We start from the raw sequence: 20,420 nt of genomic DNA on the forward strand, positions 1-20,420 counted from the left end.
TACGAATTCACTCAACGAATTTGCACTTGCACAAAGTCGACGGCAAAAACATGCCCCGCAAGGCCCGCCCAACAAGGTCGCCTCGCTTCGAACAGACGAACAATCCCCCTCGGCGAGGTGCCGATTAATCGCAAATCTGCAATCAATCGCGACTCGAGCCGATTTAATAAAATCGAAAGGATCGATTAATCAAATGGAAAGAAATGCCTCGTATCTAGAATTTATTAAATTAAGTGAAAATACCGGCGCATATTAGGGCCCCGATTTACCACCGTAAAGTAATAATTTGTTACGGCGCTCGCCATTCCGATAAAAGGCAGTGCGGGACCGATTCCAGGCCACCCAAAAGAAAAAGCCGGACGACTGTCCGGCTTGGTGAGGGCGGCGCGGCGGACGCCGTCAGAGCGGCACGTCGATCGCGCCGGCGCCGACCGTGATCGCGTTCGCACCCGGCGCCGCCGAGATCGGCGGCAGGTTCGCGCTCGTCAGCGCGGGCGCGGCGCCCGGCGTGCCGCCGCGCGGCACCGTGCGGATCACCTGCGACGGCGGCAGCGGCGCGCCGTTCTTCAGGTGCTTCCACATCAGGTTCAGCGCCTGCAGGTTGTAGTAGTGAACCGGCACGAAGCGCGTGTCGAAGCCCGGCACCGGCAGGAACGCGTCGAAATGCTGGCCGTTCGTCACCTCGTAGAACGCGAGCTGGCTGCGCCCGCCTTCGCTGATACCGTTCTGCGCGACGTACGCGCGCGATGCGTGGTTCACGGGCACGAGCGCATCGCTGCGGCCCTGCACGATGATCGCCGGCTTGCCCTGCAGATTCGCGTTCACGCGCACCGCGTCGACGTTCGCGGGCATCCCGAGCATCCCGTTCGTCCACAGCTGGCGCAGGCACAACGCGCCCGCGAAGCTCGCATCGGGCGTCGCGAGCCGGTGGTCGACGCCCGCGCCCGTGTTGAACACGAGGTCGATGCCGGCCGTGGGCGGCACGCCGTTGCCGACGCCGAACACGGCCGGCATCGGCGACGTGGCGGGCGCGGCGACAGCGCCCGTCGCCGGGTTCGTCGTCGCGAAGCTGAAATTGCACAGGTTGTCGGTGACGCGCGAGCGCGTGTACGCGTTCGCGTACGTGACCGCGATCGCCGGCATCGCCTGCGAATCCCACATCGGTGCTTGCAGCAGGTCGGAATCGGCGAGGTAGCCGGCCGCGTGGAGCTGCGCGAGCGCGTCGGCGGCCTGGCTTTGCGTATCGGCGCCCGACACGAGCCCGGCCGCGGCGAGCGTCGCGCAGCGCTGGGTGCGGATCGACTGCGTGGTCGCCACCGGCAGCGCGCTCAGGTACGGCGCGCCGGCGAGCGACGCCGATGCGGCCGCGCACGGCTCCAGCAGGTTCGCGAGCGTCGCGTAATCGGCCAGCGGCCGGCCGAACGACGGCACGGTCTGGCCGCCCGAGCGCACGACCGCATTCGGCGCCATCCGCACGTTGATCTGCGGTTCGCCGACCACGACCGCGGTGATCCAGCCGCGGCTATCCTGCTCGGCCGCCGCGAGCGACGCACCGCCGCCATTGCTGACCGACGCGGCGATCGTCGTGATGTCGCCCGCGCGATAGCGCACGCCGTGATGCGAGCCGTCGATCAGCGGTCCGAACTGCTCGTTGAGCGCCCAGTATGCGAACTCGACCGACTGCAGCGTCACGCGCCCCCAGTCCTGCTCGGGGTTCTGCTGCGAATGCGCGTGCTTGAACGCGTAGCGATTCGGGAAGCGGGAATTGAACGTGGCGAGATCGCCGCTGGTGACGTTCGCGGTGAACAGGCTCGCGGTGCCGGCCAGCACCGCGTTGGCGAGCGTGCCGTCGATCAGCGTGACGGTATCCGACATCAGCTCGTGCGCGCCGTTACCGCCGCCCTTGTCGTTGTAGGCCACCGCGCAGCCGCGCTTGAGCGCCCATTCGCCGGCCGCGGAAATCGCGCCGTACACGCCGCGCGAACCCGACGACGTCGCCGTGACGATGCACGGCTGCGCGGGATTGAAGCTGGCGGGCACCTGCACCAGCAGCGTGACGTTCTTGCTGCCGCTGCCGTCGTCGGAATACGCGAGATATTCGGTGCCGGGGATCTTGCCTTCGCCGAGCGTGTCGTTGCCGTCGAGGTCGACGTTCGGCCCCCAGAAGCGGCCGTAGCCGCCGTTCGCGCTCATGTCGACGAGCGCGCGATAGTTCGACCAGATCGCGAGGCGGCGCAGCTCGGCGCTCGTCGGCCGGGCGGCATTCGCGAAAGCGGGGGCGCTCGCCGAGCCGAGGCCGGTCTTGCCGAGGCCGGCCGTCAGCAGGTCGTCGCTCGCGCCGTCATAGGCCGTCGTGCGTACGCTGCCGGACACGAAACCGGGCAACCGGTTGCGCTCGGCCGACTCGTCGCCGTTACAGGCGCCGAGTATCGCAACCGCGGCCAGCGCCGCGCCGAAAACCATCCGCCTGCCCCACCCGAGTCTCGTCATCGCCGCCCTCTCGATATCGTTATCGGTCCGCCGCCGCTTCATGCGGCTCGCGGCCTCTCAAGCGCAAACGGGCCCCGGCATGCCGGGGCCCGCCTGAACACGGGCGCACACGGCGCTCGCGCGCCGCGGCCCGGCATCACTGCTGCTGAACCGTCAGCTTGTTCGCGACCGACGTCACGCCCTTCACGCCCTTGGCTGCAGCTTCGGCCTTGTCGATCTGATCCTGGGCCGGCATCGTGCCTTCCAGCGTGACCGCGCCACCCTTCGAACGCACGACGAGGTTCGACACGTTCACGCCGGCTTCCTTCGAAATCGCCTTGCGCACCGCGTAGCCGAGCTTGCGGTTCGCCTTCTTCGCGGTCTTCGCGGCGGCCTTCGGCGCGCTGGTCGCGGCCGCGGGCGCTTCCGTTGCCGCCGCATCGCTCGACTGCGCATACACGCTGCCCGACAGACAGGCCGCCACGGCGGCGACGCCCAACGCTCTCAACACGATCGACTTCATGCTATCTCCTTATCACTCCGGAACGGCCGTGCACAGTACGGCCGGATACCCCCAAAAACAGCCGGCCCACGCGCGAACGGGCGGGACAGCCGGTGTTTTCCACGGCGATACGAGAGAGGCGAGACGGGCTGGCGGTCGGCGTACGCGAAAAGCGGGCCGGCCGGGCCGGACAGCCGCCGGCCGAACGCGCCCGGTCTGCTTGCGTGCCGGGTCGCGCGCAAATCGGGCGCGGCTGCGTCGCACAATGTAATCCAGCGCCCGCGGAAGCGCAAAGCTTTTGACGCGGGGCCGCCCGCCACTGTCGCCGCGGTGCCGCGCCAGGCCGCCCCACTCGCGCACGCGCGGCGAAACCGGGTACCATCGCCGCGAGAATCCCCATCGTCCGCGACGACGGTCACCGATCCGTCACGCCAGCGTCATCCGCCGCCGCCATGAAGCCAGCCCGCCCTCGCCCGCCTCGCCGCATCCTCGCCCGCTTCGTCGCGGTGTCGTGGCGCGATCTCGCGCTGTCGATCGGCCCCACCGTGCTGCTCGCCGTCGCGGCCGTCTGGCTCGCGGTCAAGCTGATCCAGCCGGCACCGCCGTCCACGCTCGTGATCTCGTCCGGGCCGCCCGGCAGCACGTACTGGAACGCCGCGCAGAAGTACAAGACGATCCTCGCGAAGAACGGCGTCACGCTCGACGTCCAGTCGTCCGAAGGGTCCGCCCAGAACCTCTCAAGGCTGTCGAACCCGAACGCGCCGGTCGACGTCGGCTTCGTGCAGAGCGGCATCGGCCCGAAGGAGCGCGACGAACACCTCGTGTCGCTCGGCAGCATCGGCTACGTGCCGCTCGCGATCATGTACCGTGGCCCGGTCGTCGCCCGCCTGTCCGACTTCAACGGCAAGCGGCTCGCACTCGGCGCGGAAGGCAGCGGCGCGCGCGAGTTGAGCCTCGCGTTGCTGAAGATGAACGGCATCGTGCCGGGCGGTTCGACCGAGCTGCTGCCCACCGCCGGCGAAGATGCGGCCACCGCGCTGCTCGACGGCAAGATCGACGCGGCGTTCCTGTCCGGCGACTCGACGCAGATCCCGGTGATGGCGAAGCTGTTCCGCGCACCGGGCGTGCATGTGTATTCGTTCACGCAGGCCGAGGCGTACGCGCGCCGCTTTCCGTACCTGACCGCGATCACGCTGCCGATGGGCGTCTACGATCTCGGCCGCAACCTGCCGCCCGCCGACATCCACACGGTTGCGCCGACGATCGAGCTCGTCGCGCGCGACTCGCTGCACCCGGCGCTGTCCGACCTGCTGATCGAGGCCGCCCGCGAGGTGCACGGCCACGCGACGATCCTGCAGCACGCGGGCGAATTCCCGTCGCCGGTCACGCGCGGCTTCCCGCTCTCCGACGACGCCGCGCGCTACTACAAATCGGGCAAGACCTTCCTGTACCGGCGGCTGCCGTTCTGGGTCGCGAGCCTCGTCGACCGGCTGCTCGTCGTGGCCGTGCCGCTGATCGTCGTACTGATCCCCGGGCTGCGGCTCGTGCCGTCGCTGTACGGCTGGCGCGTGCGCTCGCGCATCTACCGCTGGTACGGCGCGCTGATTTCGCTCGAGCGCAGCGCGCTCGGCGAACACACGGCCGAGGAACGCGTGCAGTTGCTCGACGAGCTCGACGACATCGAGGAAGCGGTGAACCGGATGAAGATGCCGCTCGCCTATGCCGGGCAGTTCTACGTGCTGCGCGAGCACATCGGCTTCGTGCGCGAACGGCTCACCGCGCACGACCAGGACCCGACGGCCAACCCGCCCGGTGCCGGTGGACAGCCGCACGCACGTGCCGACACCGCGCCGCCGCAGGCTGGCGATCCCCCCCGGGCGACTCCCGGTTCCGCGTGAGCGGACGATCCGCGATCATTGCCGCATGCACGCGCCGCCGCGTAACATGAAGGCCGCCGCCAGGCGCCGCACGCCCCACCCACTGGAGATCGACATGACAACCGGCCTCGATACCACCCAGCCCGCCTGGTTCTTCGACTTCGTGTCGCCGTTCTCCTACCTGCTGCTCGAACAGCATGACAAGTGGCCCGACGTGCCGTTCGAACCCGTCGCCGTGTCGTTGATCGACCTGCAGCGTCACTGGGGGCAGCGCTCCGGCGCCGACGTGCCGGCCAAGCGCGTGTTCACGTACCGTCACGCGCTGTTTCGCGCGGAGCAGCTCGGCATCCGCTTCAAGATGCCGCCCGCGCACCCGTTCGAATCGGACAAGCTGCTGCGCCTCGCGATCGCGCTGCGCGCCGATATCGCGACCGTGCGGGAGATGTTCCGATTCATCTGGCGCGACGGCAACGATCCGTCGACGCCGGAAGGCTTCGCGGCACTGTGCGAGCGGGTCGGCGTCGGCCACGGCGATGAATTGATCGAGTTCGAGGAGACCACCGCGCAACTGGCCCGCAACAACGCCGACGCGATCGCGCTCGGTGTGTTCGGTGTGCCGACGTTCTGGATGAACCAGCAGCTATTCTGGGGCGAGGACGCGCTGCCGATGGTGCTGTACTGCGCGCGCACGCCGAACTGGCTCGAATCGCGCGAGGTCAAGCGGATCAGCGCGCTGCCGAAGGGCCGTGCGTGATGGCCGGTATCACGCACGCCAACGCGCGGCTGCGGTAAGGTTACGCTTCACCTGAATCACCCCAACCGATGGAAGACGACGACCGTACCGCCTCGCTCGATATCTGGCTCGTGCGTGTGTTGCGCACGCTGCTGCTCGAGCGCAGCGTCACGCAGGCCGCGCTGCGGCTGAACCAGACCCAGCCCGCGATCAGCACCGCGCTGCGCAAGCTGCGCGAGACGCTGAACGACCCGATCCTCGTGCGCGGCAAATCCGGCATGGTGCCGACCGAATACGGCGCGTCGCTGCTCGAGGCCGCGCAGCGCGCGCTGCGCGAGGTCGACTTCATCGCGACGCCGCACGGCGACTTCGATCCGTCGTCCGCGCGGCGCACGTTCCGCGTCGCCGCGCCCGACTACCTGAACGATTTCTTCATGCCGACGCTGATCGAGCGCTTTCGCGACGCGGCGCCGCATGCCCATCTGGAAATCGATTCGCTGAATCCCGCGCTCGATCACGCGGGGGCGCTCGAATCCGGCGCGCTCGATCTCGTGATCGGCAACTGGCCGAAGCCCGACCCGCAGTTCGCGCGCCAGGACCTGTTCTCCGACACGATCGTGTGCCTGATGCGCGACGCGCACCCGCTCGCACGCGTGCCGCTCACGCGTGAAGCGTATGCGTCGGCCGCGCACGTCGCGCCGACGCCGTACACCGGCGACAAGCGCAACGCGATCGAGATCGGCCTCGCGCGCGCACGCCTCACGCGGCGCATCGTGACGACGCTGCCGTATTTCGGGATCGTCCCGCAGGTGCTGCTGCAGTCGGACCTGATCTTCACGACGACGCGCCGCTTCGCGACGCACTATGCGCAGCTGCTGCCGCTCGTGGTCGTCATGCCGCCCGTGCCGTTCCCGCGCATCAAGAGCTACCTGCTCACGCATCCGCAGCCCGACCGCCCGACCGACATCGCGTGGCTGTGCGCGCTGATGCAGAGCGTGTCCGACGAGCTGACGGTTCCCCGCAGCCGCAAGCGCTGAGCCGCAGCGCAAAACGCGGCACGGCCGCTCGAGTTCAGGCCGTGCAGAAGGTTTCCTGCAGATGGGTCCAGCGCACGACGCCCGCCGCGTCGCGCTCGAACACGGCGGTTGCACGGCGCGCGGGCAGTTCGCCCGAAGCCGCGTGCTGCGCTTCGAGATAGGTGAGCGTCGCATGCGACGCGTCGGCCGCAAGTACGCGAGTGTCCGACAGCGTGATGCGCAGCCCCGGCTTCGCGCCGGCGAGCTTTGCGAACAGTGCGCGCGTACCGTCGTGGTCGACCTCGCGGCCGTCGGTCAGGATCATCGTGAAATCGGCGGAAAACGGTGCGAGCATCGCGTCGAGCGCCTCGGGCGCGGTATCGACGCCGGATAGCCAGCGCTCGATGGCGACGAGGCTCGATTCGAGCGTGTCGAGATAAACCTGATGATCGGACATGTCATGTGCACGGTAAGGCGCGGCCCGATGCCGCGCGTCGTCGTGCAGTGTATGCAAAAACGCGCGACCCTGCGCTGGCCGCGCGGCGCTACCGCGCGCAGGACACGTCGTCGCGTGCCCGCCCCGCTGCGGCTGCCTTCGCTTCGGCCACCGGCATGCCCGAGCGCGCCTGCAGCAGCTCCGCGCACACGGCCACCGCGATCGCGCCCGGCGCCTTGTCGACGATGCCCGCGACGCCGATCGGGCACACCATCTCCACGAGCCGCGCCGGATCGACGCCGCGCGCGGCAAGCCGCCGCTCGAACTTCACGCGCTTGGTACGCGAGCCGATCATCCCGAAGTACGCGTAGTCGCGCCGCCGCATGATCTGCGCGGCGAGCGAGAAGTCGAGCGCGTGGTTGTGCGTCATCACGAGGAAGTACGCGCCGGGCGGCGCCGCGTCGACGACGGCCTCCGGCGTGTCGGTTGGCTCCGGCTGCACGTTCGGCGGACATTCGTCCGGGAACAGCTCGTCGCGCGTGTCGACCCACTGCACGACGCACGGCAGCGCGCCGAACAGCGTGACGAGCGCGTGACCGACGTGCCCGGCGCCGAACAGCACGATGTGCATCGGCGCCGGCGTGCCGGTCGCGCGGTTGCGCTGGCCGGTGCCCGGCGCGAACGCCGGGGTCGACGCGGTGCGGAGCGAGCGTGCGGGGCCGTTCATGTCAGCCTCCGCCGGGCCGCCCCAAGGAGGCTGACCGCCCCCACGGGGGGCAGCGAACGAAGAGAACGTGGGGGCCGTTTCATCTCAGCCTGCCTTCGCCGCACGCACTGCGCTGACCGCGCGCAGGATCGACTCGCCGGTAGCCGGCGCATCGAGCGGCGGGTTCACCTTGTAGTCGCCGACCGCGGCCACGGCATCGCGCACCGCGAAGAACACCGAGAACGGCAGCAGCAGCGGCGGCTCGCCGACGGCCTTCGAACGGTGGATGCTGTCCTCGACGTTGCGGTTCTTGAACAGCTGCACGTTGAATTCGGGCGGCGTGTCGTTCACCGTCGGGATCTTGTACGTGGACGGCGCATGCGTCATCAGCTTGCCGCCCTTGTTCCACCACAGCTCCTCGGTCGTGAGCCAGCCCATCCCCTGGATGAACGCGCCTTCGACCTGGCCGATATCGAGCGCCGGGTTCAGCGACGCGCCCACGTCGTGCAGTGCATCGACGCGCAGCGTGCGCATCTCGCCCGTCAGCGTGTCGATCACGACTTCCGACACGGCCGCGCCGTACGAGTAGTAGTAGAACGGCCGGCCCTGCAGCTTCGACTGATCCCAGTACAGCTTAGGCGTCGCGTAGAAACCGTCGGACCACAGCTGCACGCGCGCGAGGTACGCCTTCGCGATCACTTCGCCGAACGGCACGCCGTTGCCGCCGACCCACACGAAGTCGTTGCCGAACTTCACGTCGGCCGCATCGACCTTGCCGTCGCCGAACTGCTTCGCCGCGAACACCGCGAGCCGCTCGCGCAACTGGCGCGCCGCATCCTGCGCGGCCTTGCCGTTCAGGTCCGAGCCCGTCGACGCGGCCGTCGCGGACGTGTTCGCGACCTTGCTGGTGTCGGTCGCCGTCACGCGGATCCGGCCGAAGCGGATGCCGAGCTCATGCGCGACGACCTGCGCGACCTTCGTGTTGAGCCCCTGCCCCATCTCCGTGCCGCCGTGGTTCACGAGCACCGAGCCGTCGGTGTAGATGTGCACCAGCGCGCCGGCCTGGTTGAAGTGCGTGACGTTGAACGCAATGCCGAACTTCACCGGCGTGATCGCGATGCCCTTCTTCAGCACCGTGTTGCGCGCGTTGAATGCGCGCACGCCCGCGCGCCGCGCGCGGTAGTCGCTCGTCGCCTCGAGTTCGCCGAGCAGTTCCTGCAGCACGTTGTCCTCGACCGTCTGCCCGTACGGCGTGACGTTGCGTTCGGTCTTGCCGTACAGGTTCGCGTAACGGACGTCGAGCGGATCGCGATCGAGCGAACGCGCGACGTCGTCGAGGATGTACTCGATCGCGAACGCGCCCTGCGGGCCGCCGAACCCGCGGAACGCGGTGTTCGACTGCGTGTTGGTCTTGCCGCAGTAGCCGGCGATGTTCACGTCGCCCAGCCAGTATGCGTTGTCGAAGTGGCACACCGCGCGCGTCATCACCGGGCCCGACAGGTCGGCCGAGAAGCCGCAGCGCGACGTCATGTCGAGCGCCACGCCGTCGATGCGGCCGTCGTCGTCGTAGCCGACGTCGAAGCGGTAATGGAAATCGTGCCGCTTGCCGGTGATCATCATGTCGTCGTCGCGGTCCGGGCGCAGCTTCACCGGGCACAGCAGCTTCCATGCGGCGAGCGCCGCGCAGCACGCGAACAGGCCCGACTGCGATTCCTTGCCGCCGAACCCGCCGCCCATCCGGCGGCATTCGACGAGCACGTTGTGCGACGCGACGCCGAGCACGTGCGCGACGAGGTGCTGCATCTCGCTCGGGTGCTGCGTCGAGCAGTACACGTGCATCCCGTCGTCGTCCTTCGGCACCGCGTACGCGATCTGCCCTTCGAGGTAGAACTGCTCCTGGCCGCCGAGCAGCATTTCGCCCGACTTGCGGTGCGGCGCGACGGCGAGCCGCGCAGCCGCGTCGCCGCGCGCGAGCTTCAGCGGCGGGATCACGTAGGTTTCGGCCGCGCGCGCTTCCTGCGCGGTGAGGATCGCCGGCAGTTCCTCGTAGTCGACCTGTGCGCGGCGCGCGGCGAGCCGCGCGGTTTCATGCGACGTCGCGACGACGATGAACATCGGCTGACCGACGAACTGCACGATGCCCTTCGCGAGCACCGGGTCGTCGTGGATGATCGGGCCGCAATCGTTGACGCCCGGGATGTCGTCGGCCGTGAACACGGCGACCACGCCCGGCGTCGCGCGCACCGCGTCGAAGTTCATCGACACGATCCGCGCATGCGGCTTCGCCGACAGGCCGAGCGCCGCGTGCAGCGTGCCGGCGACGACCGGGATGTCGTCGGTGTAGGTGGCACGCCCGCTCACGTGCAGGTGCGCGGATTCGTGCGCGCGCGAGACGTGCACCTGCGCGGCGTCGGCTTGCGGGTCGAGGGTGCTCAGGAACGGTTCTGCTTGCTGGTTCATGTTCGGTGTTCTCCGTCTTCAGACGCGCGCCGCGTCGGTGCCGACTTCAGCGGCCACTTCACGCACATTCAGGGCTTGCGGCGGCAGCGGGTCGTGCGGGCGCGTCTCCAGCCAGAATCGGACCATCAGGTTTTTCGCGGTATCGAGGCGATACGTGTTCGTCGCGCGCATGTCGGACAGCGGCTGGTAGTCGCGCTCGAGCGCCTGCATCGCGGCCTGCGCGGTGGCTTCGTGCCACTGCGCGCCGTCGAGCACGGCTTCCGTGTGGGCCGCGCGCTTCGGCGTCGCGGCCATCCCGCCGAACGCGATGCGCGGCTCGCGGATCATGTCGCCGTCCGCGATGAACGCGAACGCCGCGCACACGGCCGAGATGTCGGAGTCGAACCGCTTCGACAGCTTGTAGGTACGGAACTGCAGCTTCTCGCGCGCGCCGGTGCGGGTCGGCACCTTCAGGCCGACGACGAATTCGTGCGGCGCCATGTCCTTCTGCTGGTAGCCCGTATACAGCGCCTCGAGCGGCAGCTCGCGCACCGTGTCGCCGCCGCGCAGCACCACGCGCGCGCCGAGCGCGATCAGGCCCGGCATCGAGTCGCCGATCGGCGAGCCGTTCGCGACGTTGCCGCCGATCGTGCCCGCGTTGCGGATCGGCAGCGACGCGAAGCGCTTCCACATCTCGATCAGCTCCGGATACGTACCAGCCAGCGCCGCATACGCGTTCTCGACCGTCACGCCCGCGCCGATCTCGATCCAGTCGCCGCGTTCCACGAGGCGCTGCAGTTCGGCGATCTGGCCGACGTAGATCAGGTCGTCGAGCCGGCGCATCTGCTTGGTGACCCACAGGCCGATGTCGGTGCTGCCTGCGAGGATGCGCGCGTCCGGCCGCTCGGCCTTCAGCGCGGCCAGCGCGTCGAGCGTGCGCGGCGCCGCGAAGCGCGCGCCGTTGATCGTCGTGTAGTCGAAGGTGTCGTCGCGCTTGAGCGACGCGAGCGTGCGGGCCAGCGCGGCCGTGTCGACCGGCGCCGACGGCGCCGGTGCATCGAACATCTGCACGGCCGCATCGACGATCGGGCGATAGCCGGTGCAGCGGCACAGGTTGCCCGTCAGCGCATCGGCGATCTCGGTGCGCGTCGGCACGTCCTTCGCCTTCGCACACGCGCTGCCGCAGCCTTCGTGGCCGTGCTTCTCGTACAGTGCCCACATCGACATCACGAAGCCGGGCGTGCAGAACCCGCATTGCGAACCATGGCAGTCGACCATCGCCTGCTGCACCGGATGCAGCGAGCCGTCCGGCTGGCGCAGGTCCTCGACCGTCAGCAGCGCCTTGCCGTCGAGCGTCGGCAGGAACTGGATGCATGCGTTGACGGCCTTGAACTCGACCGCGCCGGCGTCGGTCAGCTCGCCGACGACGACCGTGCACGCGCCGCAGTCGCCTTCCGCGCAGCCTTCCTTGGTGCCGGTGCAATGCGCGTCCTCGCGCAGGTATTGCAGCACGGTGCGGGTAACGTCCGCGCCGCTGACTTCGCGGATCGCGTGACGATGGTAGAAGCGGATCGGCTCACTCATGTCTCGATGGTTCTTCAAATGGGGGGCAAGGCGGCCTGCGCAGTGCGCTCGACCGACGTTTTTCTGACAGTTTGCACGCTATCACCATCAAATTCCGCAACCCATAGCCCATCACGCATGGGGCCCATATAACTGCCGCGATATGAGCGCCGGGGCCGCCCGGCGGCCTTTCCACGCGGGGCTCCCAGGCCCTTCCCTGCGCCCCCGCAACCGTCCGTCATCCTCAAAAACAGGTCGCGATTAACTAAATGGTACCTGCGGGAAAACCGGTTCCATGGGAAAATCCCGATTCCCTTTTTCGCCGTCCCCCGTCCGCTTCGTTCATTCGTTCCGACCCCATGTCAACCGATTCCGCCACACCGCCGCGCAGCGGGTTCGCGGTCACGCTGCAAATCGTGTCCGTCGTCTGCTTCACGTTCATCTGCTACCTGACCATCGGCCTGCCGCTCGCGGTGCTGCCGGGCTTCGTCCATGACGATCTCGGCTTTTCCGCGATCGTCGCGGGCGGCGCGATCAGCGTCCAGTATTTCGCGACGCTCGCGTCGCGGCCGCTCGCCGGGCGCCTGGCCGATACGCTCGGCCCGAAGCAGACGGTGTCGCGCGGGCTGGTCGGTTGCGGTGTGTCGGGTGTGCTGCTGCTCGTCGCGCTGCTGCTCGCGCACTGGCCGGTCGCGAGCCTCGTGCTGCTGGTCGCGAGCCGGCTCGTGCTCGGCGTCGGCGAGAGCCTGTGCGGCACCGGCGCGATCCTGTGGGGCATCGGCCGGGTCGGCGTCACACACAACGCGAAGGTGATCTCGTGGAACGGCATCGCGACCTACGGCGCACTCGCGCTCGGCGCGCCGGTCGGTGTCGCGATCGCGCATACGCTGAATCCGGCGCTGATCGGCGTGATCGTGATCGCGCTGGCCGCGACCGGCTTCTACCTCGCGCGCCTGATCGCTTCCGTGCCGCTCGTGCACGGCGAGCGGATGTCCTATGCCAGCGTGTTCACGCGCGTGCTGCCGCACGGCCTCGGCCTGGCGCTCGGCTCGGCCGGCTTCGGCTCGATCGCGACCTTCGTCACGCTGTACTACGCGGCGCGCCACTGGCCGAACGCCGCGCTGTCGCTGACCGTGTTCGGCACGCTGTTCATCGGCGCGCGCCTGCTGTTCGCGAACACGATCAAGACCTACGGCGGCTTCCGCGTCGCGATCGTGTCGTTCGCATTCGAATGCTCGGGCCTCGTGCTGCTGTGGCTCGCGCCCGTGCCGCACGTCGCGCTCGTCGGCGCCGCGCTGACGGGCTTCGGCTTCGCGCTGATCTTCCCGGCGCTCGGCGTCGAGGCCGTCGCGCTCGTGCCGCCCGCAAGCCGCGGCGCAGCGCTGTCCGCGTATTCGGTGTTCCTCGACCTGTCGCTCGGCATCACGGGCCCGCTCGCCGGCTATGTCGCGGGCGCGTTCGGCTACCCGCAGGTGTTCCTGTTCGCGGCGGTGGCGGCCGCCGCGGGCGTGGCACTGTCGATGGTGCTGTACCAGCGGCAGGCGCGGGTCGAGGGGAGCAGCGCGGCGGCCTGAGCGCGTCGCTTGCCGCACGGTGGCCGGTCGCGCGGTTGTCACCGCCGGCCGCCCAAAAGAAAACGCCCGCATCGCGCGGGCGTTTTTGTATCCGGACGGGGCCGGTACGGCGGGCAAGCCGGTCAGGCGGTCCGCAGAAACAACCGCCGCGTCAGGTCGAACGCGACCAGGTTGCCGGCCACGACAAGCAGCAGCCCGACCACCGCGAGCGGCGACCACTGGTAGCCCTCGAACACGGTCGACACGGCCAGCGCGACGATCGGGAACAGCACCGTGCAATACGCGGCACGCTCCGGCCCGATCCGGCCGACCAGGGTCAGATACGCGGTAAAGCCGATCACCGAGCCCGGCACGGCCAGGTAGACGAGCGCGCCGAGATAGCGCGGGCTCGTGTCGAGCGTGAACGGCAACCCGGCCACCGCGCTGCCGACGGTCAGGATCGTGGCGCCGATCAGCATCGCCCAGCCGTTGGTCACGAGCGGGTGCAGCCCCATCGACTGCATCCGGCTCGACAGCAGGTTGCCGGCCGAGAAGCACATCGTGCCCGCGAACGCGATCGCGAGCCCCGTCCAGGTCGCGTGGTCGTCGAGATGGCCGGCCATCTGCTGCCAGAACAGGCATGCGATGCCGGCGAGCCCGAGCAGCGCACCGGCGATCGCCGACGGCCGCAGCGGACGGCCCATGAACAGCCGGCCGTTGATCGAGTTCAACAGCGGCGCGGTCGAGAAAATCACCGCGACGAGGCCGCTCGGCACGACCTGCTCCGAATAGTAGAAGCACAGGAAGTTCAGACAGAACAGCGCGAAGCCTTGCGCCAGCAGAAAGCGCCACGCTTCGCGCGGCGGGCGCACCGGCCGGCGCATCACGCGCAGCAGCGCGAACAGCACGGCGGCCGCGAGCCAGAAGCGCCATGCGATCGACACGGGCGGCGGCACGGAGCCGAGCTGCCACTTGATCGCGATCCAGGTGGTGCCCCAGATCAGCACGGTGACGAAATAAAGCGACAGGTTCATGGCGGCAACGATTCGAAAAAACAGGTGAAACGGATCCCGACTATGCCGCCGCCCGGCGCGCGCCGATTGTCCGGAATTGCGGTCTTTTTCGGGGCGCCGCACGCGGCGCCGCGCACCCGCTTATACTCGGCCCATCATGAGCCTCTCCCTGTCCGCCCCGCCTGTCGATCACCCCGCCGCCCTGGCCGGCGGCGATCTGCCGTTCGGCCTGCAGTCGGTCTGCCGCACGCTCGCCGACGCGAACGCGACGCTCGAGCGCTTCGCGTGGCTCGGCGACCATCTCGCGATCGCCGAATGGACGCGGATCACCGATGAAAGCGAGACGGTCTACGAACAGCCCGGCCACCATACGCTGTCGTGCTACCTCGACGGCGGCTACCGGACGGAACGCCAGCGCGTGCCGCGCTACGGCGCGCCGAGCCTGCTGTGCGCGCTGCCGGGCGACCATGAATCGCGCTGGTGGGTGCGCGGCGAGATGCACTTCATCCACCTGTATTTCCTGCCCGAACACTTCACGCAGCGCGCGATCCGCGAACTCGACCGCGAGCCGCGCGAGCTGAAGCTCGCCGACCGCACCTACTTCGAGGATGCGCGCGTCGCGACGCTGCTGCGCTCGCTCGCGCTGGACGGCTGGGACGATGCCGACGAACGGCTGCGCGTGAACGAGACCGCGCACGAGGTGCTGAGCCTGCTGCTGCGCGGGCAGAGCACGACGCGCACCGACACGTCGTTCCGCGGCGGGCTCGCGCCGGCCGTGCGCCGCCGCGTGCGCGACTACATCGACACCTACCTGACGCAACCGCTGACGCTCGGCGAACTCGCCGACGTCGCCGCGCTGTCCGAATACCACTTCTCGCGGATGTTCCGGCTGTCGTTCGGCCGCGCACCGCACGCGTGGGTGGCCGAGCAACGGCTGGCGCGAGCGCGCGAGTTGCTGCGCACGACGGCGCTGCCGCTCGCGCAGATCGCGGCCGACTGCGGCTATGCGAACGCCGGCCACTTCGGCCATCGCTTTCGCGACGCGCACGGCACGACGCCGAATACGTACCGGCGCGCGATGCAGGGCCGCTGAGCGCGGCCCCTCTCGTCGTTTCGCGGCTTACGCGCCGCGCTGCGACAGTTCCTGTTCAAGCGCCGCGACACCGGCCGGCAGATCGACCGGCACCTTCAGGTCGACCATCGTGCGGCCGAACGCGTGCAGCGTGCGAAACAGGTTGTGTTCGCGGCACTGCTCGCCCATCTGGCCGATCCGCACGATCGGCAACCCGAACGAGCCCGAAATCTCGACCTGGTACTGCTTCGAGATATGGCCGCAGACCATCCCGGGCGTCAGCCCCTCGGGCGTCTCGATCCCGACCACCGAATTGAGCCGGCAGTCCTTCGGCGCATAGAGCTTGAGCCCCATCGCCTCGACGCCCGCCTGCAGCGCGAGCGAGCAGCGCAGGTGGCGTGCGAAGCGGCTTTCGAGCGTTTCCGCGCAAACGAGCCGCAGCGCCTCGTGCAGCGCGAGCACGCCCGACACCGGCGCCGTGTAGTGATAGCCCGCGTTGTGCCAGAAGTTTTCCGCGAGCGCCATGTCGAGGCACCAGTGCGCATTCGGCTCGGGGCGCCGCTTCATCCGGTCCCAGGCGGCGTCGGAGAACGCGATCAGCGACACGCCGGGGATCGACGACAGCCCCTTCTGCCCGCCGGTGATCACCGCGTCGATGCCCCACGCGTCCATTTCGAGCGGCATCGTCGACAGCGTACACACCGCATCGACGACCACCAGCGCACCGGCCGCCTTCGCGAGCGCCGCGATGTCGCGCAGGTCGCGGTTCCACACGGTGTTCGACGTCTCGCCCTGCACGATCGTGACGATCTCGGGCCGCTCGCGGGCGATCGCGTCGGCGATCTCGTCGAGACTCGCGACCGCGCGGTCGGCCACTTCGAGCGTCGAGACGTCGGCGCCGACGCGCGTGGCCATCTCGGCCATCCGCGCGCTGAAGAAGCCGTTGCGGATCGACAGCACGCGCGTCCCGCGCCACGCGAGGTTCGAGATCGCCATTTCCATGGCGGCCGAACCGGGGCCCGCGACGCCGAGCACCCACTTCGTGCGGGTCTGGAAGACATAGCGCGCCATCTCCTTCACCTGCTCGATGATCTTCGCCATCGTCGCGCCGAGGTGGTTGATCACGATCGTGTTCGCCTTCGCGACGGCGGCCGGGATCGGAACCGGGCCGGCCCCCATCATCAGCAGCGGTTCTTCGGGCAGGATCGCGTCGAGCGGCACGACGACGGGACAGGGAATCGGCGAGTAATCGATGGACATGGCTGGTAAAAAGTGAGGAAAGGAAGTGCACGGGCGCCCGCCGCACGACATGGCGAACTGATCGATCATTCCGCGTTCCGCCGCCTCGCGCAAGAGGCACCCGCGGCCGGACAGCGCGACGGTGGCCCGGTCGCCGCACCGGGCCAGCCGGCCGCGCGCGGGTCGCACGCCAATCATCCGGATTGAAAAAAGATTGCCGGCCGGGTTGTGAAACGGTTCCATTCGTGCAGCAAGCACACGATTTACTCCGTCAATAACAGCGCGATTCGCCGAGATCGCCGGTTCAGCGCGACTTTGTATCGAGCGAAATAGACCGGATCCACGATAAAAATCGCCGAACGGAATCCGATACGAAAAATCCACGCACGGGCGAAAAACATCCATTATTCCGGCATGTATTGGGTATCGCTTCCCGTCAATACCGGAACAAGCCTGCCACGCCGGATTGCAACCTATTGATTAACATACGAAATATTCGATCCCTCCATGGTTATTCGAATACCCCGCCGTCTTTGAACGGCAGACGAGCGAGACAGCGCCGGGTTTAACGCGTTACCCCCGAATTCGATTTTTCGCAACCCGCCCCTTTTCTCAGGTTGACGGATATCGCTTCCGTATTGAACAATCGTCTGCGGAATCGAAAAAAGCGATTTTTCGATACGAGGGAGAACTGGGTGTCGCGCGATGCGCTTTCGGGGTTGCGCGACGAAAAACCACAACCATAATCAATCAACCGGGCCAGAAATACGCAAGCCATGAACCAGATTCAGACCATGCGTGTATTCGTCTGCGTCGCCGAGCAGCAGAGCTTCCGGCGCGCGGCGCACCATCTCGGCGTGTCCAATGCACTCGTCACGCGTTCGATCGCGATGCTCGAGGGCCACCTGAACACACGGCTGATCCACCGCACCACGCGCAACCTGTCGCTCACCGAGGCCGGCGTGCGCTACCTCGACGGGTGTCGCGCGCTGCTCGAGGAATTCGACCACCTCGAATCGTCCGTCGCGCATGCCGTGCGCGAACCGGCCGGCACACTGCGCGTCGTCGCGTCGGGCCTGCTGTCGCCGCTTGCGCTGACGCCGCTCGTCAGCAGCTTCCGGCATCGCTACCCCGAATTGCGTGTGCAATTGACCGTCGCAGAGGGGCCGCTCGACGTGCTCGATTCGGGTTACGACGTCGGCATCGTCACCGGCAACCGGCTCGACGGCAACCCGACGCTGGTCGGCCACGCGCTCGCGCCGAACCCGTTCGTCGCGGTCGCGGCGCCGGCCTATCTCGAGCGACGCGGCGAGCCCCGCGTGCCAGACGACCTGCCGGGCCACGACTGGGTCACGCTCGCGCCGCACCAGCATGCGCCCACGTGGCAACTGGTCGGCCACGACGGCATCGCGCATTCCGTCACGGTGCGTCCGGCCTGCACGGTCAACCAGCTCGCGCTCGTCCAGGCAGCCGCCGTGGCCGGTGCCGGCATCGCGGTACTGCCCGAGCCATGCGTCGCCAGCGCGCTCGCAAACGGCACGCTCGTGCGTCTGCTGGCCGGCTACCGGATCGACGATCCCGACACGCAGTTGTCGCTCGTCTACCCGAACCGCCAGTACGTGCCTGCCCGGACGCGCAGCTTCGTCGAGCACGCGCTCGATCACTTCAGCGCGCAGCCGGCCCGCGAACGGACCGACTACGGCTTCCTGCTGCCGCCGCGCGGGCCCGAGCGCGCCGACATCGTCACGGGCCTGCAGTAAACTGCGCGCGTCAGCCATCGGAGGTGCAGCGTGCGCGTGATCCTGTTCAGCAGCCGGCAGTACGACGACGATTCGTTTGCTGCCGCCAACCGGCGGTTCGGCTATCGGCTGCACTTCCAGCCGTCGCACCTCGACGCGGAAACCGCGATCCTCGCGCACGGCTATGACGTCGTCTGCCCGTTCGTCAACGACACCGTCGACGCGGCGGTGCTCGAACGACTGGCGGACGGCGGCACGCGCCTGATCGCGCTGCGCTCGGCGGGCTTCAACCATGTCGACCTGGCCGCCGCCGAGCGGCTCGGCATCACGGTCGTGCGCGTACCCGCCTATTCGCCGCACGCGGTGGCCGAGCACGCGGTCGCGCTGATCCTCGCGCTCAACCGCCGCCTGCCGCGCGCCGTCGCGCGCACCCGCGAAGGTGACTTCTCGCTGAACGGCCTGCTCGGCTTCGACCTGCACGGCAAGACCGTCGGCGTGATCGGCACCGGCATCATCGGCAGCGTGTTCGCGAAGATCATGATGGGCTTCGGGATGCATGTGCTCGCGCACTCGGTGCCGCCTTACAACGACGAGCTGATCGCGTTCGGCGCACGCTATGTCGAGCTCGACGAGTTGCTGCACCACGCCGACATCGTCAGCCTGCACTGCCCGTTGCTGCCGTCGACGCACCATCTGATCAACGAACGGACGCTCGCGCGGATGAAGCACGGCGCGATGCTGATCAACACCGGGCGCGGCGGCCTCGTCGATGCACAGGCGCTGGTCGACGCGCTCAAGAGCGGCCAGCTCGGCCATCTCGGGCTCGACGTGTACGAAGAGGAAAGCGGACTCTTCTTCGAGGATCACTCCGACCTGCCGCTGCAGGACGACGTGCTCGCGCGCCTGCTGACGTTCCCGAACGTGATCGTCACGTCGCACCAGGCATTCTTCACGCGCGAGGCGCTCGCCGAGATCGCGCACACCACATTGCTGAACATCGAGGCGTGGCATGCGGGCACGCCGCAGAACGTCGTGACGGCGAATCGCTGACAAATCGACGAAATCAGCCAATTTCATGGTGACCGACGCCACCGCAATCGTTTGCTTTTGATCAGCACTGAAAATGCGATCTTTTGCATCAACAATTTCGCGCTTTGTTTCGACTGATGTAACGATTCCCGCGCGCCGTCTGCTATCGTTGCGCCGACGTTATCCCGCCCCCGCCTGCTCATGCGTTTCGACGACTCCGACATCGCCGCCGTCTACCGCGCCATTTTCGAACGGCGCGACATGCGCCACTTCACGCCGGCCCCCGTCGATCCGGCCGTGCTCGCACGGTTGCTGCGCGCGGCGCATCACGCACCGAGCGTCGGCTTCATGCAGCCGTGGCGCTTCATCCGCATCACCGATCCCGCGCTGCGGACCGCGATCCATGCGCTGGTCGAGGCCGAGCGCCGCGCGACCGCCGACGCACTCGGCGAGCGCCAGGATGAGTTCATGCGGCTGAAGGTCGAAGGCGTGCGCGAATGCGGCGAGTTGCTGGTCGTCGCGCTCGCCGACGGCCGCGAGCGCCATGTGTTCGGCCGCCGCACGTTGCCGGAGATGGATCTCGCGTCCGCCGCGTGCGCGATCCAGAACATGTGGCTCGCGGCCCGCGCCGAAGGGCTCGGGATGGGCTGGGTATCGCTGTTCGACGTCGACGCGCTGCGCTCGCTGCTGCGGATGCCCGACGGCGCGAAGCCGATCGCCGTGCTGTGCGTCGGACACGTCGATGCGTTCTACGCGAAGCCGATGCTCGAGCAGGAGCGTTGGGCTGCGCGGATGCCGATCGAAGCGTGCCTGTTCGAAAACGGCTGGGACGATCCGGCCGCGAGCGATGCCGCCGGCTCGCCGTCGTCGCCCGTGGATGCCGACGCGGATGCGGCAAGCGCATCGCGCACCCATGTCGACGGATCCCCCGAACGCTCCGCCTGACGACCACCCCGCCGCCGCCGTCACGCCGCCCACGGCGCATTCGCCGCCGCAAACCGCGTCGAATCCCACACTGTGAGCGTCTCGCACAC

16 protein-coding genes are annotated in these 20,420 nt (G+C 68.4%); 8 read left to right on the top strand and 8 right to left on the bottom strand.

What is annotated here, in order from left to right; all coding sequences use genetic code 11:
* Positions 1–399 precede the first annotated feature (399 nt).
* Both QZM67_RS32025 and QZM67_RS32030 read right to left on the bottom strand, forming a co-directional pair.
* Complete coding sequence (locus QZM67_RS32025) at positions 400–2,490, bottom strand: D-(-)-3-hydroxybutyrate oligomer hydrolase (protein WP_175021802.1); 2,091 nt, start codon at positions 2,488–2,490, stop codon at positions 400–402.
* A 136-nt stretch (positions 2,491–2,626) separates the two neighbouring features.
* Entirely contained in the window at positions 2,627–2,992 is a 366-nt protein-coding gene (locus QZM67_RS32030) for a BON domain-containing protein (protein WP_043189339.1), read from the bottom strand.
* 431 nt (positions 2,993–3,423) lie between these two features.
* Here QZM67_RS32030 and QZM67_RS32035 point away from each other — a divergent pair, with 431 nt between their 5' ends.
* The 3 genes from QZM67_RS32035 (at position 3,424) to QZM67_RS32045 (ending at position 6,618) form a co-directional block, all read left to right on the top strand.
* A complete protein-coding gene (locus tag QZM67_RS32035; protein ID WP_043189342.1) occupies positions 3,424–4,869 on the top strand; it encodes a TAXI family TRAP transporter solute-binding subunit in 1,446 nt (481 codons plus the stop codon).
* Between the two features lie 94 nt (positions 4,870–4,963).
* Positions 4,964–5,602 (top strand): DsbA family protein, encoded by a 639-nt coding sequence (locus QZM67_RS32040; RefSeq protein ID WP_301809487.1) that lies wholly within the window; start codon positions 4,964–4,966, stop codon positions 5,600–5,602.
* 68 nt (positions 5,603–5,670) lie between these two features.
* The gene (locus tag QZM67_RS32045) at positions 5,671–6,618 is read left to right on the top strand and encodes a LysR family transcriptional regulator (protein WP_301809489.1); all 948 of its coding nucleotides are present in this window, start codon (positions 5,671–5,673) and stop codon (positions 6,616–6,618) included.
* Positions 6,619–6,652: 34 nt separating this feature from the next.
* On the opposite strand, the gene QZM67_RS32050 is transcribed toward QZM67_RS32045, so the two are convergent.
* The 4 genes from QZM67_RS32050 to xdhA form a co-directional block, all read right to left on the bottom strand.
* Complete coding sequence (locus QZM67_RS32050; RefSeq protein WP_175021800.1) at positions 6,653–7,054, bottom strand: nuclear transport factor 2 family protein; 402 nt, start codon at positions 7,052–7,054, stop codon at positions 6,653–6,655.
* 88 nt (positions 7,055–7,142) lie between these two features.
* A complete protein-coding gene (gene xdhC / locus QZM67_RS32055) occupies positions 7,143–7,760 on the bottom strand; it encodes a xanthine dehydrogenase accessory protein XdhC (protein WP_175021799.1) in 618 nt (205 codons plus the stop codon).
* An 84-nt stretch (positions 7,761–7,844) separates the two neighbouring features.
* Entirely contained in the window at positions 7,845–10,199 is a 2,355-nt protein-coding gene (gene xdhB / locus QZM67_RS32060) for a xanthine dehydrogenase molybdopterin binding subunit (RefSeq protein ID WP_205822781.1), read from the bottom strand.
* Positions 10,200–10,217: 18 nt separating this feature from the next.
* Positions 10,218–11,762, bottom strand: a complete 1,545-nt coding sequence (gene xdhA, locus QZM67_RS32065; RefSeq protein ID WP_043189359.1) for a xanthine dehydrogenase small subunit — start codon at positions 11,760–11,762, stop codon at positions 10,218–10,220.
* Between the two features lie 338 nt (positions 11,763–12,100).
* Between xdhA and QZM67_RS32070 the strand changes: the two genes are divergently transcribed.
* Positions 12,101–13,315, top strand: coding sequence for an MFS transporter (locus QZM67_RS32070; RefSeq protein WP_301809495.1), 1,215 nt, complete (start codon positions 12,101–12,103; stop codon positions 13,313–13,315).
* 122 nt (positions 13,316–13,437) lie between these two features.
* On the opposite strand, the gene QZM67_RS32075 is transcribed toward QZM67_RS32070, so the two are convergent.
* Positions 13,438–14,328 carry a DMT family transporter gene (locus QZM67_RS32075; RefSeq protein WP_043189370.1) on the bottom strand — a complete coding sequence of 297 codons (891 nt, stop codon included), beginning with the start codon at positions 14,326–14,328 and terminating at the stop codon, positions 13,438–13,440.
* A 136-nt stretch (positions 14,329–14,464) separates the two neighbouring features.
* Between QZM67_RS32075 and QZM67_RS32080 the strand changes: the two genes are divergently transcribed.
* The gene (locus QZM67_RS32080) at positions 14,465–15,400 is read left to right on the top strand and encodes an AraC family transcriptional regulator (RefSeq protein ID WP_175021795.1); all 936 of its coding nucleotides are present in this window, start codon (positions 14,465–14,467) and stop codon (positions 15,398–15,400) included.
* Between the two features lie 27 nt (positions 15,401–15,427).
* On the opposite strand, the gene QZM67_RS32085 is transcribed toward QZM67_RS32080, so the two are convergent.
* On the bottom strand, positions 15,428–16,639 hold the full coding sequence (locus QZM67_RS32085) for an alanine--glyoxylate aminotransferase family protein (protein ID WP_301809498.1): 1,212 nt from the start codon (positions 16,637–16,639) through the stop codon (positions 15,428–15,430).
* 755 nt (positions 16,640–17,394) lie between these two features.
* On the opposite strand from QZM67_RS32085, the gene QZM67_RS32090 reads away from it, so the two are divergent.
* The 3 genes from QZM67_RS32090 to bluB all read left to right on the top strand — a co-directional run bounded on the left by QZM67_RS32090 (position 17,395) and on the right by bluB (position 20,331).
* Entirely contained in the window at positions 17,395–18,378 is a 984-nt protein-coding gene (locus tag QZM67_RS32090) for a LysR family transcriptional regulator (RefSeq protein WP_175021794.1), read from the top strand.
* Positions 18,379–18,408: 30 nt separating this feature from the next.
* Positions 18,409–19,407, top strand: coding sequence for a 2-hydroxyacid dehydrogenase (locus tag QZM67_RS32095; protein WP_043189380.1), 999 nt, complete (start codon positions 18,409–18,411; stop codon positions 19,405–19,407).
* Between the two features lie 180 nt (positions 19,408–19,587).
* On the top strand, positions 19,588–20,331 hold the full coding sequence (gene bluB / locus QZM67_RS32100) for a 5,6-dimethylbenzimidazole synthase (protein WP_301809501.1): 744 nt from the start codon (positions 19,588–19,590) through the stop codon (positions 20,329–20,331).
* Positions 20,332–20,420: the final 89 nt, after the last annotated feature.

Source organism: Burkholderia sp. AU45251 (assembly GCF_030482905.1).
Classification (GTDB): Bacteria; Pseudomonadota; Gammaproteobacteria; order Burkholderiales; family Burkholderiaceae; genus Burkholderia; species Burkholderia aenigmatica.

What these genes read in the sequence shown, in the direction of transcription:
- QZM67_RS32080 (WP_175021795.1), top strand. Translation starts at nt 14,465, where the DNA reads ATGAGCCTCTCCCTGTCCGCCCCGCCTGTCGATCACCCCGCCGCCCTG.
- QZM67_RS32085 (WP_301809498.1), bottom strand. Translation starts at nt 16,639, where the DNA reads ATGTCCATCGATTACTCGCCGATTCCCTGTCCCGTCGTCGTGCCGCTC.
- QZM67_RS32025 (WP_175021802.1), bottom strand. Translation starts at nt 2,490, where the DNA reads ATGACGAGACTCGGGTGGGGCAGGCGGATGGTTTTCGGCGCGGCGCTG.
- QZM67_RS32030 (WP_043189339.1), bottom strand. Translation starts at nt 2,992, where the DNA reads ATGAAGTCGATCGTGTTGAGAGCGTTGGGCGTCGCCGCCGTGGCGGCC.
- xdhC (WP_175021799.1), bottom strand. Translation starts at nt 7,760, where the DNA reads ATGAACGGCCCCGCACGCTCGCTCCGCACCGCGTCGACCCCGGCGTTC.
- bluB (WP_301809501.1), top strand. Translation starts at nt 19,588, where the DNA reads ATGCGTTTCGACGACTCCGACATCGCCGCCGTCTACCGCGCCATTTTC.
- QZM67_RS32070 (WP_301809495.1), top strand. Translation starts at nt 12,101, where the DNA reads ATGTCAACCGATTCCGCCACACCGCCGCGCAGCGGGTTCGCGGTCACG.
- QZM67_RS32045 (WP_301809489.1), top strand. Translation starts at nt 5,671, where the DNA reads ATGGAAGACGACGACCGTACCGCCTCGCTCGATATCTGGCTCGTGCGT.
- QZM67_RS32040 (WP_301809487.1), top strand. Translation starts at nt 4,964, where the DNA reads ATGACAACCGGCCTCGATACCACCCAGCCCGCCTGGTTCTTCGACTTC.
- QZM67_RS32035 (WP_043189342.1), top strand. Translation starts at nt 3,424, where the DNA reads ATGAAGCCAGCCCGCCCTCGCCCGCCTCGCCGCATCCTCGCCCGCTTC.
- QZM67_RS32050 (WP_175021800.1), bottom strand. Translation starts at nt 7,054, where the DNA reads ATGTCCGATCATCAGGTTTATCTCGACACGCTCGAATCGAGCCTCGTC.
- xdhA (WP_043189359.1), bottom strand. Translation starts at nt 11,762, where the DNA reads ATGAGTGAGCCGATCCGCTTCTACCATCGTCACGCGATCCGCGAAGTC.
- QZM67_RS32090 (WP_175021794.1), top strand. Translation starts at nt 17,395, where the DNA reads ATGAACCAGATTCAGACCATGCGTGTATTCGTCTGCGTCGCCGAGCAG.
- xdhB (WP_205822781.1), bottom strand. Translation starts at nt 10,199, where the DNA reads ATGAACCAGCAAGCAGAACCGTTCCTGAGCACCCTCGACCCGCAAGCC.
- QZM67_RS32075 (WP_043189370.1), bottom strand. Translation starts at nt 14,328, where the DNA reads ATGAACCTGTCGCTTTATTTCGTCACCGTGCTGATCTGGGGCACCACC.